At 58.8% G+C, this 16,027-nt stretch carries 18 protein-coding genes, 1 tRNA gene and 1 pseudogene; 10 read left to right on the top strand and 10 right to left on the bottom strand.

Annotated features, from left to right (window positions below; translation table 11 throughout):
- Positions 1-81: 81 nt before the first annotated feature.
- Positions 82-1,518, bottom strand: coding sequence for a M48 family metalloprotease (locus tag QSV36_RS07995; protein ID WP_289131103.1), 1,437 nt, complete (start codon positions 1,516-1,518; stop codon positions 82-84).
- Between the two features lie 122 nt (positions 1,519-1,640).
- Here QSV36_RS07995 and QSV36_RS07990 point away from each other — a divergent pair, with 122 nt between their 5' ends.
- Positions 1,641-1,880, top strand: a complete 240-nt coding sequence (locus tag QSV36_RS07990; RefSeq protein WP_225778857.1) for a sulfurtransferase TusA family protein — start codon at positions 1,641-1,643, stop codon at positions 1,878-1,880.
- Between the two features lie 19 nt (positions 1,881-1,899).
- The gene (locus QSV36_RS07985; RefSeq protein WP_289131102.1) at positions 1,900-2,970 is read left to right on the top strand and encodes an AI-2E family transporter; all 1,071 of its coding nucleotides are present in this window, start codon (positions 1,900-1,902) and stop codon (positions 2,968-2,970) included.
- 116 nt (positions 2,971-3,086) lie between these two features.
- On the opposite strand, the gene QSV36_RS07980 is transcribed toward QSV36_RS07985, so the two are convergent.
- Together QSV36_RS07980 and QSV36_RS07975 are read right to left on the bottom strand one after the other, a co-directional pair.
- Complete coding sequence (locus QSV36_RS07980; RefSeq protein ID WP_289131101.1) at positions 3,087-3,560, bottom strand: peroxiredoxin; 474 nt, start codon at positions 3,558-3,560, stop codon at positions 3,087-3,089.
- A gap of 9 nt (positions 3,561-3,569) precedes the next feature.
- Entirely contained in the window at positions 3,570-4,130 is a 561-nt protein-coding gene (locus QSV36_RS07975) for a glycine cleavage system transcriptional repressor (protein ID WP_013973793.1), read from the bottom strand.
- 259 nt (positions 4,131-4,389) lie between these two features.
- Between QSV36_RS07975 and dapA the strand changes: the two genes are divergently transcribed.
- The 5 genes from dapA (at position 4,390) to QSV36_RS07950 (ending at position 8,095) form a co-directional block, all read left to right on the top strand.
- Positions 4,390-5,277 carry a 4-hydroxy-tetrahydrodipicolinate synthase gene (gene dapA / locus QSV36_RS07970; RefSeq protein WP_289131100.1) on the top strand — a complete coding sequence of 296 codons (888 nt, stop codon included), beginning with the start codon at positions 4,390-4,392 and terminating at the stop codon, positions 5,275-5,277.
- A gap of 15 nt (positions 5,278-5,292) precedes the next feature.
- A complete protein-coding gene (gene bamC, locus QSV36_RS07965; RefSeq protein WP_289131099.1) occupies positions 5,293-6,414 on the top strand; it encodes an NlpB/DapX family lipoprotein in 1,122 nt (373 codons plus the stop codon).
- Positions 6,415-7,173, top strand: coding sequence for an MBL fold metallo-hydrolase (locus tag QSV36_RS07960; RefSeq protein WP_289131098.1), 759 nt, complete (start codon positions 6,415-6,417; stop codon positions 7,171-7,173). It begins immediately after the preceding gene.
- A 30-nt stretch (positions 7,174-7,203) separates the two neighbouring features.
- On the top strand, positions 7,204-7,914 hold the full coding sequence (gene purC, locus QSV36_RS07955) for a phosphoribosylaminoimidazolesuccinocarboxamide synthase (RefSeq protein ID WP_004375217.1): 711 nt from the start codon (positions 7,204-7,206) through the stop codon (positions 7,912-7,914).
- A gap of 91 nt (positions 7,915-8,005) precedes the next feature.
- Positions 8,006-8,095: transfer RNA gene (locus tag QSV36_RS07950), tRNA-Ser, on the top strand.
- Positions 8,096-8,188: 93 nt separating this feature from the next.
- On the opposite strand, the pseudogene QSV36_RS07945 reads toward QSV36_RS07950, so the two are convergent.
- Positions 8,189-8,694 (bottom strand): annotated as a pseudogene (locus QSV36_RS07945) (IS3 family transposase); the annotation flags it as partial.
- 652 nt (positions 8,695-9,346) lie between these two features.
- Here QSV36_RS07945 and QSV36_RS07940 point away from each other — a divergent pair.
- Complete coding sequence (locus QSV36_RS07940) at positions 9,347-10,540, top strand: hypothetical protein (RefSeq protein ID WP_289131097.1); 1,194 nt, start codon at positions 9,347-9,349, stop codon at positions 10,538-10,540.
- Between the two features lie 411 nt (positions 10,541-10,951).
- On the opposite strand, the gene QSV36_RS25900 is transcribed toward QSV36_RS07940, so the two are convergent.
- From QSV36_RS25900 to QSV36_RS07920, 4 genes are all read right to left on the bottom strand, one after another.
- On the bottom strand, positions 10,952-11,200 hold the full coding sequence (locus QSV36_RS25900) for a recombinase family protein (RefSeq protein WP_353853223.1): 249 nt from the start codon (positions 11,198-11,200) through the stop codon (positions 10,952-10,954).
- Between the two features lie 455 nt (positions 11,201-11,655).
- Positions 11,656-12,222 carry a hypothetical protein gene (locus tag QSV36_RS07930; protein WP_289131096.1) on the bottom strand — a complete coding sequence of 189 codons (567 nt, stop codon included), beginning with the start codon at positions 12,220-12,222 and terminating at the stop codon, positions 11,656-11,658.
- A gap of 67 nt (positions 12,223-12,289) precedes the next feature.
- Complete coding sequence (locus QSV36_RS07925; RefSeq protein WP_289131095.1) at positions 12,290-12,562, bottom strand: DUF3077 domain-containing protein; 273 nt, start codon at positions 12,560-12,562, stop codon at positions 12,290-12,292.
- A 136-nt stretch (positions 12,563-12,698) separates the two neighbouring features.
- On the bottom strand, positions 12,699-12,962 hold the full coding sequence (locus QSV36_RS07920; RefSeq protein WP_289131094.1) for a hypothetical protein: 264 nt from the start codon (positions 12,960-12,962) through the stop codon (positions 12,699-12,701).
- 449 nt (positions 12,963-13,411) lie between these two features.
- Here QSV36_RS07920 and QSV36_RS07915 point away from each other — a divergent pair, with 449 nt between their 5' ends.
- Positions 13,412-13,603, top strand: coding sequence for a YhfL family protein (locus QSV36_RS07915; protein WP_046616491.1), 192 nt, complete (start codon positions 13,412-13,414; stop codon positions 13,601-13,603).
- 96 nt (positions 13,604-13,699) lie between these two features.
- Here QSV36_RS07915 and QSV36_RS07910 read toward each other — a convergent pair whose 3' ends face one another.
- Positions 13,700-13,939, bottom strand: coding sequence for a hypothetical protein (locus QSV36_RS07910; RefSeq protein ID WP_225778848.1), 240 nt, complete (start codon positions 13,937-13,939; stop codon positions 13,700-13,702).
- Here QSV36_RS07910 and mqo point away from each other — a divergent pair.
- Complete coding sequence (gene mqo / locus QSV36_RS07905) at positions 13,932-15,569, top strand: malate dehydrogenase (quinone) (RefSeq protein ID WP_289131093.1); 1,638 nt, start codon at positions 13,932-13,934, stop codon at positions 15,567-15,569. The genes QSV36_RS07910 and mqo overlap by 8 nt on opposite strands.
- 105 nt (positions 15,570-15,674) lie before the next feature.
- Here mqo and QSV36_RS07900 read toward each other — a convergent pair whose 3' ends face one another.
- Entirely contained in the window at positions 15,675-16,010 is a 336-nt protein-coding gene (locus QSV36_RS07900) for an ArsR/SmtB family transcription factor (RefSeq protein ID WP_289131092.1), read from the bottom strand.
- Positions 16,011-16,027: the final 17 nt, after the last annotated feature.

The following is a 16,027-nucleotide window of genomic DNA, read 5'->3' as shown; positions in this document are numbered from 1 at the left end:
GCCCGCCCGCTCCCACAGGTACTGCACCGCCCTTACAAGCGGTGCAGTACCTGTGGGAGCGGGCGGGCCCGCGAATCGCCCTCAGCGCCCCATCATCTCCCGAACCATGCGCTGCTGTTCCATGATCTCGCGCTGGCGCTGGTCAATCTGCGCTGCCAGCGGGAAGTTGCCGCCAGCCCGGCGCTTGGCATAGTCCAGCTGCTGGATCGCCTGGTCAAAATCCCCCACCAGCGTGAAGTATTCCGCCCGCGCCCGGTGCAAGCCGATGGTATTGCCCGACAAACCGCGCACTTCGGCCATGTCGTACCACACGTCCGGGTCATCCGGGCGGCTCTTCACCAGTTCGTCCAGCACCTTTTCGGCCTCGGCTGGCTTGTTCTGCTTCACCAGCAGGTCGGCACGTACCTGCTTCAGCGGGTAGTTGCCCGGGTACAGCCCCTGCATGCGCTCGGCCCGCTGCTGGGCATCGGCCAGGCGGTTATTGGTGATGTCCAGGTCGATTTGCGCCAGGTTGTAGGTGATGTCGTTGGGCGCCTTGGCCAGCAGTGGCTTGAGTAGCTCACGCGCTTCGTTGAGCTGGCCGCCCTTGATCTGCGCCAGGGCCAGGCCGTAGCGCGCGGCGTCCAGCTTCGGGTCTTCGTCGAGCTGGGCGCGGAAACGCTTGGCCGCCAGCCCCGGGGTGCCTTCGTAGGTCAGTGCCACCCGGGCGCGGATCAGCTGGTAGCGCATGCTGTCCTCGACGCCGCCCTTGGGTGCCTGCTCGGCACGGTTGCGGGTGTCGGCGATACGCGACTCGGTCACCGGGTGGGTCAGCAGGAATTCCGGCGGCTTGGCGTCATAGCGGTACTGCCGCGCCAGGCGCTCGAACATGGTCGGCATGTTGCGCGGGTCGTAACCGGCCTTTTCCAGGTTCTGGATGCCGATGCGGTCGGCTTCCTGTTCGTTCTGCCGCGAGAAGCGGCGCTGTTCCTGGATCGCCGCCGCCTGGGTACCGGCGATCACGCCGATACCGGCATCGCCACCGCCGCCGGCCGCCAGCACGATACCAGCCAGCAACGCCGCCATCATCGGCAGCTGCATGCGCTGCTGGGCCTCGACGCCACGGGCGAAGTGGCGTTGCGACAAGTGCGCCAGCTCGTGGGCCAGTACCGAGGCGTACTCGCCTTCGGTCTGGGCGTTGAGAAACAGCCCGCCGTTGACCCCGACAATGCCGCCCGGGGCAGCGAAGGCGTTCAGTTCACGGCTGTCGATGAGGATGAATTCCAGGCGCCGGTCCTGTAACTGGCTGGTCTCGGCCAACCGGTACACGCTGGTTTCGACATAATCCTTGAGCTGCGGATCGTTCAGCTGGTTGACCTGGCCACGCAGCAGGCTCAGCCAGGCACGGCCAAGCTGGTGCTCCTGTTGTGGTGAAACGATCGCGGAACTGGCGTCGCCCAGTGATGGCAGGTCGTCAGCATGGCCGGGGAGGGCCATCAGGCAGGCCAGCGTCAGCAGGGTAGGGCGCAGTAGATTCATGCATGAAACTCGCGTCGGTCAAAGATACCTACTGTAGCGGGCTCACACGTTGGCGACCAGTGGCGCTATCCTAGCCGACCTGATCGAGAAGCAGCCTGGCGATGCCTTTGGAGAGCCCCGTAATGAGTGACACCCTGACCTGTGACGCCGAGCTGGACGCCAGTGGGCTGAATTGCCCGTTGCCGCTGCTGAAGGCCAAGATGGAACTCAACCGCCTGGCCAGCGGCGCGGTGCTCAAGGTAATCGCCACCGACGCCGGTTCACAGCGCGACTTCCGCACTTTCGCCCGCCTGGCCGGTCATACCCTGCTGCAGGAGACGGCCGAGGCTGGCACCTACACTTACTGGCTGCGCAAGGCCTGAGTCTTTCCAAGGATCGTCAATGTTCAAAGTGCTTCGCGACTGGATGCAGCGCTACTTCTCGGATGAGGAAGCGGTGGTGCTGGCGGTCTTGCTGTTCCTGGCTTTCACTGCAGTACTGACCCTGGGTGGCATGCTCGCGCCGGTGCTGGCGGGCATGGTGCTGGCGTTCCTCATGCAGGGGCTGGTCAATGCCCTGGAGCGCCTGCGGGTACCGAGCCGGTTGGCGGTGATGTTGGTGTTCGCCCTGTTCATCGGTGCGCTGGCGGTGTTCATGCTGGTGCTGGTGCCGCTGCTGTGGCATCAGTTGATCACCCTGTTCAACGAGTTGCCGGGCATGCTCGGCAAGTGGCAGTCGTTGCTGTTGCTGTTGCCCGAACGTTACCCGCACCTGGTGTCGGACGAGCAGGTGCTGCACGCCATCGAGTCGGTGCGCGGGGAGATCGGCAAGTTCGGCCAATGGGCACTCACCTTCTCGCTGTCCAGCCTGCCGCTGCTTGTCAACGCCATGATCTACCTGGTGCTGGTGCCGATCCTGGTGTTTTTCTTCCTCAAGGACCGCGAACTGATCGGCCGCTGGGTCAGCGGCTACCTACCACGCCAGCGCACCCTGCTGAACCGCGTGGGCAGCGAGATGAACCGGCAGATCGCCAACTATATCCGCGGCAAGGGCATCGAGATCCTGATTTGCGGCATTGCCACCTATATCGCCTTCATCAGCCTCGGGCTCAACTACGCCGCGCTGCTGGCCCTGCTGGTAGGGCTGTCGGTGGTGGTGCCGTACGTGGGTGCGGTGGTGGTGACCGTGCCGGTAACGCTGATAGCGTTGTTCCAGTGGGGCTGGGGTGACCAGTTCATCTACCTGATGACGGTGTACGCGATCATCCAGGCGCTGGACGGCAACGTGCTGGTACCGCTGCTGTTCTCCGAGGCGGTGAGCCTGCACCCGGTGGCGATCATTTGCGCGGTACTGCTGTTTGGCGGGCTGTGGGGGTTCTGGGGGATCTTCTTCGCGATCCCGCTGGCGACCTTGATCAAGGCCGTGCTGGATGCCTGGCCGCGGCAGGAGCCGAGTGTTTCGCCGATGCTTTGATGTAATCGGGGCCGCTTTGCGGCCCTTCGCGGGCACGCCCGCTGCCACAGGTTCCGGCTCGATTTCTGTGGGAGCGGGCGTGCCCGCGAAGGGCTGCAAAGCAGCCCACAGCAATTTCAAGCCTTGTTCAAGGCCTGGGCAGCAGCCAACACGGCATCCACATGCCCCGGCACCTTCACCCCGCGCCATTCCTGGCGCAGTACACCGTCCTTGTCGATCAGGAAGGTGCTGCGGTCAACGCCCAGGTATTCCTTGCCATACAGCTTCTTCAGCTTGATCACGTCGAACAGCTGGCACAGCGCTTCGTCCTTGTCGCTGATCAGCTCGAACGGGAAGCCTTGCTTGGCCTTGAAGTTCTCGTGCGACTTGATGCCGTCGCGCGACACGCCGAACACCACGGTGTTGGCCGCGGCAAAGGCGTCATGCTGGTCACGGAAACCCTGGCCTTCGGTGGTGCAGCCTGGCGTGCTGTCCTTCGGGTAGAAGTACACCACCACCTGGCGGCCCTTGAGTTCGCTCAGGCTCACGGCTTGCCCGCTGGTAGCCTGGGCCTGGAAATCGGCGACCGGTTGGTCGAGTGCTACGGCCATGGTGGCTCCTTACATGGGGTTCTGTGGGCGCCAGGGCTCGATCAGCGCGTCCAGGTTCAGCGCGTCGGCGAAGTCCAGGAACTGGTCACGCAGCCAGCTGATCTGGGTGCCGGCCGGCAGGATCACGGTGAACTGGGCGTTGAGCATGCTGCTGCCGGTTTGCGGTGCCAGGTAGGTGTCGCAGGTCATGGCTTCCAGCTCGACGCGGTGGTCGAGGAAGAACTGGCACAACTCGTTGATGATGTCCGGGCGGTAGGCGGCGCTGACATAGGCCACGTAGGGCAGCGCCTGCGGGCGCACTTCCTGGTCGGCGCTGCGCACCACGTCCAGGGTCAGGCCATGCTTCTTGCCCAGGCCCGGCAGCATGGCTTCGAGGCGTGCCAGGGCATCCCAGCTGCCGCCCACCTGCAGTACCAGGGCGCTGGTCTCGCCATGGCGGCTCAGGCGCGAGGTGACCACCGCGCAGCGGTTCTCGAACGCAGCGCGGCTGAGGACGTTGGCCAGTTCCATGGGGTTCGGGCCCAGGGCACTGATGACAAGGAATTGTTCGCGGACGGTGGGGGTGGACATGCAGCATTCCTAAAGCGATGAGCGGTCGGCACAGGACGGGCGAAAGCCTCCTGTCGGCAGGGCCCTGGGCTCGCATGCGAGGTCGTGGACGCTGGCGGGGAGCAAGGTCGACGGCCCGGCGGGCCGCGCTGCACCGATCAAAGCATCAAGGGTAGCGAAATAAGGCGCCGAGGGGAATGCTCCGCCCGCCTGCTTCGCTTGTGCAAGGCCGATGCCCCCAGTACCATTACCGCTCTCTTTTTCCGGCAGGAGCAGTTACATGATTGCGGGCAGTATGGTGGCGTTGGTCACTCCCATGGATGCACAAGGGCGTCTTGACTGGGACAGCCTCGACAAACTTGTAGACTTCCACCTGGAAAACGGCACCCACGCGATCGTCGCTGTCGGCACCACCGGCGAGTCGGCCACGCTGGATGTCGAAGAGCACATCCTGGTCATCAAGCACGTGGTCGAGCGCGTCAAGCGCAGCAGCCGCCGCGTCCCGGTCATTGCCGGCACTGGTGCCAACTCCACTGCCGAAGCCGTGCACCTGACCCAGAACGCCAAGAGCGCCGGTGCCGATGCCTGCCTGCTGGTCGTGCCGTACTACAACAAGCCGACCCAGGAAGGCCTGTACCAGCACTTCAAGCACATTGCCGAAGCCGTCGACATCCCGCAGATCCTCTACAACGTACCCGGCCGCACCTCCTGCGACATGCAGGCCGAGACCGTGATCCGCCTGTCGAAGGTCAAGAACATCATCGGCATCAAGGAAGCCACCGGCGACCTGGCCCGCGCCAAGGCCATCCTCGATGGCGTCGACAGCGACTTCATCGTCCTGTCCGGCGACGACCCGACCGCCGTCGAGCTGATCCTGATGGGCGGCAAGGGCAACATTTCCGTTACCGCCAACGTCGCCCCGCGCGAAATGGCCGACCTGTGCGAGGCCGCCCTTGCGGGCAATGCCGAGAAGGCCCGCGCAATCAACGAACAACTCATGCCGCTGCACAAAGACCTGTTCTGCGAGTCCAACCCGATCCCGGTGAAATGGGCGCTCGTCGAAATGGGCCTGATGCACAAGGGCATTCGCCTGCCACTGACCTGGCTGAGCGAAGGCTGCCACGAAAAAGTCCGTACTGCCTTGCGCCAGTCCGGCGTACTGGTTTAAGAGGAAGTACACCGCATGAAGCGACTGGCTGGTCTTTCCGCCCTTGCCCTGATCATCTCCAGCACCAGTGGGTGTGGCTGGCTGTGGGGCGAGGATGGCTATTTCCGCGACCGCGGCAGCGATTACCTGCAGGCGCACCCGACCGCGCCGATGCAGCTGCCGCCGGACGCCAGCAACGTCAAGCGCCTTGACCCGCTGCTGCCGATTCCGCGTAACGTTGCCGACGACAACGCCACTGGCGAGTTCGAAGTGCCGCGCCCGCAACCGTTGACCGGTGGCGCCGCCCAGGTCACCGACTACAGCCTGCAGCGCAGCGGCAGCAGCCGCTGGGTGCTGGCCCAGCACTCGCCGGCCGAAGTGTGGCCGGTGGCGCGTCAGTTCTTCGAGGACAACGGCTTCCGCATCGCCGAAGAGCGCCCGCAGACCGGTGAGTTCAACACCACCTGGCAGCGTTTCGATGAACTCTCGGCCTCCCTCGGCCAGCGCCTGGCCAGCACGGCCAGCAGCAGTGACAGCGAAGTGCGCGTGCGCGTTCGCATGGAGCCTGGCGTGCAGCGCAACACCTCCGAAGTGTACGTGGTCAGCGTCGAGCGCCCGGCCGGCAGCACTGCCGAGCCTGACTTCCCGGCTACCTCCAGCAATACCGGGGCCGATGCCCTGCTGGTCGACGAGATGCTCGCCAGCATGAACCGCAGCGCCGAGAAGGGCGGTTCGGTATCGCTGCTGGCCGCGCGCGACTTCGATGCACCCAGCCGCGTCAGCCTGAGCGAAGACGGCAGTGGCAACCCGGTGCTGTACCTGGGTGCCGACCTGGACCGCGCCTGGTCCAGCGTGGGCCGTGCCCTGGAGCAGGGCGGCGAATGGCGCGTCGAGGACATCAACCGCAGCCTGGGCCTGTACTACATCAACCTGTCGGAAAAACCGGAAGACAAGCAGAACGAGCCTGGTTTCTTCGGCCGCATGTTTGGCAGCGAACCGACCAAGGAAGAGCGTGAAGCCCGTGCCGAGCGTTATCAGGTACGCCTGAGCAAGGTCGGTGAGAGCGTACAGGTCACGGTCGAGAAGAACATCAACACCGTGGCCCCGGCCGATGTTGCCCGCCGCGTGCTCAGCGCCATCCAGGATCACCTGGGCTAAGTGCGCTTCGCGGTACTCGGAAGCGGCAGCCAGGGAAACGGCACGCTGATCGCCAGTGGTGACACGTTCATCCTGGTCGATTGCGGCTTTTCCCTGCGCGAGACCGAGCGGCGCCTGGCGCTGCTCGGCGTGTCGGCGGCCCAGCTCAGTGCGGTATTGGTCACCCACGAACATGCCGACCACGTGCATGGGGTCGGCTTGCTGTCGCGGCGCTACAATGTACCGGTCTACCTCAGCCAAGGGACTTTGCGCGGCATGCGCAAACCGGTGGAGGTGGCCGGTTTTCTCGCTTGCGGCGAAAGCCTGCCGATCGGCAGCCTGGAAGTAACTGCGGCGCGGGTCGAGCACGATGCCTACGAGCCGCTGCAGTACGTGGTCAGCGATGGCCAGCGGCGCTTCGGCATGCTGACCGACCTGGGCTCGTACGACACGCGGCTGCTGGAGCGCTACCAAGGGCTGGACGCACTGTTGATCGAGGCCAACCACTGCAGCGACCTGCTGGCACGCGGGCACTACCCGGCCTTCCTGAAGCGGCGGGTGGGTGGCATGCAAGGGCATTTGAACAATCACCAGGCCGCGCGCCTGGTGCACGAGTTGGGCTGGAGCAACCTGCAACACCTGGTGCTGGCCCACCTCAGCAGCAAGAACAACCTGCCACATCTGGCGCGCCAGTGCTTTGTCGACACCCTCGGGTGCGACCCGGACTGGCTCCAGGTGGCGAATCAGGAACACGGGCTCGACTGGCGTGAAATCGCCTAGCCCAACACCTCAAGCAAGCGGAGCCCAATCATGGAAAAACGCGACGAACTCTACCGCGGCAAGGCCAAATCGGTTTACAAGACCGACGACGCCGACCGCTTGATCCTGCTGTTCCGCAACGACACGTCGGCATTCGACGGCAAGCGCATCGAACAGCTCGACCGCAAGGGCATGGTGAACAACAAGTTCAACGCCTTCATCATGCAGAAACTGGAAGAAGCCGGCGTGCCGACCCAGTTCGACAAGCTGCTGGGCGACAACGAATGCCTGGTGAAGAAGCTGGACATGATCCCGGTCGAGTGCGTGGTGCGCAACTACGCCGCCGGCAGCCTGGTCAAGCGCCTGGGCGTGGAGGAGGGCATCAAGCTGGAGCCGTCCACCTTCGAGCTGTTCCTGAAGAACGACGAGAAGGGCGACCCCTTCATCAACGAATCCCACGTTGTCGCGTTCGGCTGGGGCACCGCCGAGCAACTGGCGGAAATGAAAAAGCTGTCGCTGAAGGTCAACGAAGTGCTGAGCAAGCTGTTCGATGACGCCGGCCTGCTGCTGGTCGACTTCAAGCTGGAGTTCGGTGTATTCCACGGCCAGATCGTGCTGGGCGACGAGTTCAGCCCGGACGGCTGCCGCCTGTGGGACAAGGAAACCCGCAAGAAGATGGACAAGGACCGCTTCCGCCAGGGCCTGGGCGACGTGATCGAAGCCTACGAAGAAGTTGCCAAGCGCCTGGGCGTGCCGCTGTAAGCGCTACGTTCACGCAAGCGCCTGATACCACGCGATTTTTTTGAAAAAAAGGTTTGCGTTTCAAAAGAACGCTGGTATGATGCGCGGCATTGGAGAGATGCCGGAGTGGTCGAACGGGACGGATTCGAAATCCGTTGTACTGGCAACAGTACCTAGGGTTCAAATCCCTATCTCTCCGCCATCCATCGAAAAGCCCCGTAGATCAAGGTCTACGGGGCTTTTTCATTTCTGCATTCTACGTAGGCGTTGTACGTAAATTCGCAGCCAGGCTTCAAAATATTGGGACGTTTTTTGATCGGAGCTCTTTGCCATCAGCAGCTCGGTTGCGCTTGTAGTAAGCCTGACGACTAATGCCTAGAAACTGACAAGCCCTGGCAATGCTCAGTCCTGCGACTTGGCCTTGCGAGAGGACTTGCCGGATCGCTTTTTTACGACCGAGACACCATAGTCATTTTTCAGAACACCAACTACCGTCTCAAAGAACTGGGCCTTTTGGCTCATCAGCTCAAGCTGCTGCTCAAGCTCTTTGATCCGCTGCTCTGGAGTGAGCGGTTTGGAGTCAGACATCGCGCAGCTCCTCTTGGCTCGGGCAGAAGCCCCTTGGCTCCAGTCCTGCCGACCATGCTTACGCAACCATACCAGAACCGTTGATCGGCCCTGAATGCCATACCGCTCCTGGGCCTGGCCGTAGGTCATCTCGCCTTTTTCGATCTGATCAACCACCGCCAATTTAAAAGACAGTGAGTAATCACGCTGTGTGCGCTTTACACCTTGCTCCATCTGACTCTCCGGAAACTCGGGATGGGAGGTGTAAACCTTACTCAGGACGGGACAAGCATCCCAATAAAGTGGCGCCACGTAGTCCCTTTAGCCCTTTTCCCAGACCATGCATTCAGTCATCCGGTGGTTACCTACCCTTCGCATGACTTCGGCGAAGCTAGTATGCCTGTGGGGTTCATACGAAAAATTGGGCTCTTCTAATGGTACGTTGACATTACACGATCAAAAGCGCCAAGCTTGCCGTCGTGTTTAGAGCGAACCATAGCTAGGAGGGAACCTTGCCGTACACCCCTAATCCACAGCATCGCAGCAGAGCCTTTGCCGGGATCAAGTCCCAATGGACTGTGCCGTTGAACGACGAAATAACCTGTTTCGAGGATGCAACCAGCGCTCATTGGTTCGCAAATGATTGCTACTGGGGTCTCAAGGTTGATGGGGGTTCCATCCTGCCGCTTGGTATCGCTCCCCCGCCCGATAGCTGCAACGCTCACTTTGCCAAATTTGTGGGCGATTCCCATATGAACTGGCACGGTTATCCAGTAGCCCATTGGATTTCCCCCTGGGACAGGCCTGCACAATCCATACTAAGTGTATGGAAGGAGGGGGGGTACATATCAAAAGTGCAAATGGCCCGTATTGTTAGGGGTAAAAAATGCGCTCTGTGAAAATCAGAATACCAGGTTCATTCTGGGACTCCCAAATATACTCGGGGGAGTTATTGCTGCTTGGGGATGAGGGTGAGTTACATCGGGTAGACTGGGGCGCCTTCATAGATAGGGTTGCGCTTGAAAATTTAGCTATGCAAACAGCAATACGTGTAGCTTTCTCCGACAGCGATCTATTTTACAATCCTAAGGTGAGAAAGATACTTCGTGATCCGCACGTTGAAGCGCCAATAAAGTCACAGCTTTTCTCACTTGCGGATTTTTCGCTTGAGGCTGCCGATAGGCTTCAATCTAAAGATTATTGGACTACTAGTGACAGTCCGTTTGATTTTCTTCCTACTGATACGGAAGTCTATTACAACCAGTTTTTTGCGGGAGGGGAAGAAGGTTTGTTCTCGTTCCCCAGAACTGCAACCGGGAAATCTAAAAAGTCCGAGCTCAATAAACATCATGACGCCAGTGTCTTTCAGGTAAAAGCCTCCGACCGATTCAGTGCCTTAGCGACGGCCGCTGGAGCAGACGGATTGTTTGATTTCAACGTTCCCCGCTTTACAAACCAAAGTGCTGGAAAAATCCTTGGCGATGGACGCCAGTTAGCTACGAATGCTTGCAACGCCTGTGATTGGGCTTTTCAAAGCGTGATGGGTTGGAGCCAAGATCATGGCTTCATGGCGAGCTTTCGAGAAGAACGTGATCCTGGGTCAAACAAAAAATTTAGAGTATTCGATCGCGTGATAGACCAAGAAGAAATTTTTGGTGAAAGTGAAAGCGGTCGTCCTGAAAGCTTTTGGGGGAGTCGTGAGAAAATATATAAGATATCAGATGGTGTGATATCGGTCCTGAACTATGCCGGCACAAAAAGTTTTGCCGGTAGTAATGCTAAGTTTGAGAGAAAAGGTGAGAAGGCTCTGCAGATCAATGAAGAACCGATAGCAACCGGTACAGCTCCATTTGGCACTGTACTTGAAATGAGTGACAAGATCATTGTGCTTCGAAGTGATGGTGAAATTGAAACGTTCCCTGGGGAGCCTGCTCATTGGAGGGTTTTCCCTAGGTCCGAGCACTATAGTAACCAGCTTCATATCGTCTACTCGGACTACGTTGATATCATTTCTTTTACCCATGATTACTTTGTTGATCAAGGTTCTAAGATGTTCGGTTTCACCAAGGGGAGTGACTAACGTCATCTGAAAATATCTAAGATTATTGTATTTGAAAAGCATTGGCAGTAATAATGTGTTCTTGATGTTTGGGGCTCCCTGGGTTATGGCGGGGAGTTTCCAAACGTACTGTTATATAGTTGTTGTCTTGAAAGTAATTTTTTGATTGACTGAAATGTGGTTGCAAACTCAATGTAATGGTAAAAAATCCTCCCCCTAAAAAGGGAGGTAAATTAAGCATTAATTGGGTTTTCGGATTTTCACGTATCGGTACGCATGTATTTCGGCTTCATGGACCTTTGCACGCTGCTGACGTATTCAATGCCTTCGTCACCTTGCGGAACGATGCCCCTTCAGCTTGCATTGCCATCCGTATAGCAGTGTCATCCACAGTCTTTTTACGACCTTGCATACGCCTGATTCCTTAGCCTTTTATTCCTTCCCGCTAACGTGCCTTGACCATTGTGCGCTCAAACTGGGTAACACTGCCCAATAGCGACAGCAATAACTTTTGCATAGGGTTAGCTTTCCAGTGAACAACAATTGTTCGTTATGGAATTGTATGCCGATCATTTTATTGTACAAATCCTTCACCAGCTTCAACAGGTCTTCCAGTGATCGTGCCAGTCTGTCAATGGAATGAACGTGAACGGTATCGCCTTGACGAATAAATCTCAGCATTTCGCTTTGCACTTTTGCAAACACGCCCTTGGTTATCGAAGCCCATATCTTCAAACTACACACACACACACAACAGCGATATCTTCCCATCGTCAGTGCGAAAGGACCATTCATAGCAGTAACCATTCGATTGAGGTTTAGCTATGGGCTTCCCGTCTTTTTTTCTGAACCCCCAAAGTTCGAATGAGACCTACTGATTGAACCTATCCAGTAGGGGTAATACGTGCCAAGGCTGAAGGGGGAAAATTGGGCCGCCCAATTGCAACTGCAACTACAGAAAAGGTTCAAAACTTGAAGGCTTTGGGGTGCATATATACCCAAGTCGCGTCGGATTTGAGTTTAGGTATAGCAACCGTAACTCGACACTGGTCAAATTAGATAGAGCGGCCTCACATTGGAGGCCTCGTAGTACATGTGGGAGATACACCACACACGGTCTAACGGATTTTTGAGTCTCAGGTTGCAGTCACTTTGCTAACAAATTGCATCGTGTGCCTTTCAATCCATTCCCGATTGGCAACCTCTAATGCAACGCCTTTGGGAATATGCACGGGGGTATCCTGTCTGCCTTTAGGACCCCAGATTTCCCAAGTGATTCCGGCGGTTTCCCCTACCACTATCGTTAGCTCTGATGCTGGCCAGCTTGCGGATCGGTTCTGGGATGGAATTAGCAGCCTCATATTAACTCTTGGGGCGACTGTTTCCAGGCTAACGCTAACAGAAACTTCATACCCTTTTTCGGATATAAGTTTTTCAAATTCCCTAAGAACTGGTTCCACCGTAGTGCGGACAAGCTCTAAGGCTGCATTACGTACCCGATCTGCTTGTTCTTTTGCACGTTGCTTTTCCAGCTCTATGCCATTGAGGCGTGCTTCTCGGTCTGCAAAGGCCTGGTCTATACGGCTTTTCAAATCCATGGTGTCCCTTCTGTTTGGTGGTCCGGTTTCGGCAATGTACCCTAAAATGATGGCATTTTGCTGGTTTTCGGGAGTATTGATCAAATTTTGATCATTCTCAATCACTACATGGCATCGAATGCGATAGATGGGACCCCTGAATGTTCACCTCTCCAGGGGCTTTGTCTATGTCTTACTTTTTCATCATCCCCAATTCGGCATCATCCAGCAGCGCCTTCGCCATCGCACTCAGGTAATGCGAAGCCCAGATCAATTTCTGGTCGCCGTCCATCAGGCCGGTGATGGTGAGGTCGCGGACATAGCCCATTAGTTCGGAGGCCTGTTCGCGGGCGTCCTGGCAGGGGATGCCGGGTGCGATGCGAAACAGCGGGTGGGTGTTGTTTTCGCCTTGGTAGAAGCAGGTCTTGCCGGCTGTGGTGGGTTGCTTTGTGTCGTCGGTGGGCATTGTTTTTTTCCCTGGAATCTTGAGTGTCTGGTCCGGCCTCTTCGCGGGCGCGCCCGCTCCCACAGGTACGGCGCAGTACTCGAGTGCAGTGATTACCCCCGTGGGAGCGGGCGTGCCCGCGAAGAGGCCAGGCCTGCTAGTGCAACGTTCGCGGCTCAGCCGGCAAATGGGCCTGCATCTGCAATTGCATCAATGCCGTCTCGACCAGGCCCTGTACCGCCTCCATTTCATGGATAACGGCCTGCATCACGATCGAACTTGGCGCAGCAGGTTTGAGTTGCACGGACTGGCGAGCGACGAACAGCGCGCAGAGTACGTACTCTGAGGATTGGACCAGGGTGTCTTGCAGCGCCTGGGTGGAGTCGAGGGAGTGGGGTGGATCGGGGACCATCTTGCGCATACACATCTCCAGGATCATTGGAGCCGCCGCGAACTTGCTGTCAAACAAGAGGGTGGCAGCTGTACATGGGTTGACAGACCGAGGATCCCGGAGTAACTCGGCGCACACGAGGTGCCCCACGTACAGCCGCCATAAACAGTGCACGTGTGCGGGAAATTGTCGGCCTGTCAAAGCCGGTCGTTGAATTCGCAACGACAAGCCGAGACTAGAGGGCGACTTAATCCGTCGCAACAGTTTGAGCGGTTTGGCAGTATGTTTGGGAAATTGCCTACATGGAAGGGGATTATTCTGAGCTTCAGTTGTAGGGCAGGGGCCGCTTGGCGGCCCATCGCGGCACAAGGCCGCTCCTACAACAGTGCACATTGCGACTTGGATCCAATGCTCGGGTTCTGTATGATCCGCGCGCCATCAGAATGATGGCCGAAGATGATTCATATAAAGGATTTAGTATGAAAAAGCTGTTCAAGGCTACCGTAGCCGTTGCTGTCGTTTCGGGTGTTGCCCTGCTGTCGGGTTGCACTGGCCAGGTTTACAACCAGCCGAAAAACTGCAGCTACGACTACCTGTTCCACCCTTCGGTTTCCATCTCCAAGATCATCGGTGGCTGCGGCCCGATCGATAAACTGCCTCAGCAGCAGTAATCTTGGCGGTACCCTGATCGCGACGCTTGCGGCGTGATCCAAGGCCCCCGGTCATGCACATGGCCGGGGGTTTTTGTTTTCCGGCGCGGCAATCCGTCACTGGGGCAACCCGCCGCGTTGACGCGCCGGGCGGCAATTTGTTTGTGCTGGCAATTCGGTTACAATCCAGAAAAACGATTCAGCGCTGTCGGTCAATTCGACAAAAGGCCGGGTCGTTTTCTGGTTCTCTGGCTGCTGAATAATGAACACAACAAGCCTGCGCTGAAGAACACGCGTCACCTGGGCCAGCCACAGGCCCGCCCTCCGTTCTCCTGACTGGAATTGATCAATGTTCAAGAAAGCTGGCAAGACCTTGCTGGGCCTGGCAGTCGCTGCAAGCTGCATGCACGCGTACGCCGCAGAAACCAAGAAAGTAGACGTGCTGCTGGTCGGCGGCGGCATCATGAGCTCCACCCTGGCCGTGTGGCTGCACGAGCTGGAGCCAAGCTGGTCGATGGAAATGGTCGAGCGCCTGGACGGCGTGGCCGAAGAAAGCTCCAACGGCTGGAACAACGCCGGTACCGGCCACTCCGCGCTGGCCGAGCTGAACTACACCCCGGAAGACAAGGACGGCAACGTCAACATCAGCAAGGCCATCGAAATCAACGAAGCCTTCCAGATCTCCCGCCAGTTCTGGGCCTGGCAAGTGCGCCAGGGCGTGCTGAAGAACCCGCACTCGTTCATCAACACCACCCCGCACATGAGCTTCGTATGGGGCGATGACAACATCAAGTTCCTCAAGAAGCGTTACGACGCGCTGCAGGCCAGCCCGCTGTTCCGCCCGATGCAGTACTCCGAGGATCACGCGCAGATCGCCAAGTGGGTGCCGCTGATGATGGAAGGCCGCGACCCGAACCAGAAGCTGGCCGTGACCTGGACGCCGATCGGCACCGACGTCAACTTCGGCGAGATCACCCGCCAGTTCGTCGGCCACCTGAAAACCCAGGACAACTTCGACCTGAAGCTGTCCAGCGAAGTGCAGGACATCACCCGCAACAAGGACGGCTCCTGGCACGTCGAGTACAAGAACCTGAAGGACGGTACCGAGTCGGCCACCGACGCCAAGTTCCTGTTCATCGGTGCCGGCGGTGGCGCACTCAAGCTGCTGCAGAAGTCGGGCATTCCTGAAGCCAAGGAATATGCAGGCTTCCCGGTGGGAGGCTCGTTCCTGGTGACCGAGAACCCGACCATCGCCATGCAGCACATGGCCAAGGCCTACGGCATCGCCTCGACCGGCGCGCCACCCATGTCGGTACCGCACCTGGACACCCGTGTGCTGGACGGCAAGCGGGTGATCCTGTTTGGCCCATTCGCCACCTTCTCGACCAAGTTCCTGAAGAACGGCTCGTACCTGGACCTGCTGAGCACCACCACCCCGCACAACGTGTGGCCGATGACCAAGGTCGGTATCGACCAGTACCCGCTGGTCGAGTACCTCGCTGGCCAGCTGATGCTGTCTGACGATGACCGCTTCGAAGCCCTGCGCACCTACTTCCCGAACGCCAAGAAGGAAGACTGGAAGCTGTGGCAGGCTGGCCAGCGCGTGCAGATCATCAAGCGTGACGCAGACAAGGGCGGTGTGCTGAAGCTGGGCACCGAAGTGGTTGCCTCGGAAGACCGCACCATTGCCGGCCTGCTGGGCGCTTCGCCAGGTGCTTCGACCGCTGCGCCGATCATGCTGAACGTGCTGGAAACCGTGTTCAAGGAGAAGGTCGCTACCCCTGAGTGGCAGGCCAAGATCAAGCAGATCGTGCCCAGCTACGGCACCAAGCTGAACGACTCGGCAGCGGCCACGCAGAAAGAGTGGAACTACACCGCAGAAGTGCTGCAACTGGAGAAACCACCGGTGATCGACGCCAGCGTCGGCACCACGGTTGCACCGAGCCAGCCGGCGGAAAGCAAGCCTGAGAACGACATGGCGCTGTAAGCGGCCAGCGTTGTGAAACAAGCCACGGGGGAAACCTCGTGGCTTTTTTGTTGCCTGTTCGGTCCTCTTCACGGCAAGCCTGCGAAGAGGACCGAACAGGAAAAATCAGCACTGGCGCAGGATGCAGTCCAACAGCCCGGGGAAGCGCTGTGCCAGCATCTCGCTGCGCAGCGAATTCATGTGGGTGGTGCCGACATTGCGGGTATGCACCAGCCCCGCATCCCGCAGCACGCGAAAGTGGTGGGACATGCTCGACTTCGGCCGGCCGCCGTCCAGCTCGCCGCAGCTGGCTTCGGCCACGCCCGCCAGGTGGCGCACGATGCCAAGGCGCACCGGGTCGCTCAGGGCATAGAGCAGGCGTTCCAAGGTCAGGTCTTCGGAATTGGGATGTTGATAGGCTCGCATGGGCATCATGATAACGGGGCTATCATTAATTGCCATAGTTCGATTAGAATCGA

It is taken from the genome of Pseudomonas sp. BCRC 81390, from assembly GCF_030341915.1.
In the GTDB taxonomy this organism is placed as follows: Bacteria; Pseudomonadota; Gammaproteobacteria; order Pseudomonadales; family Pseudomonadaceae; genus Aquipseudomonas.
This window is presented reverse-complemented; position numbering and strand designations above follow the sequence as displayed.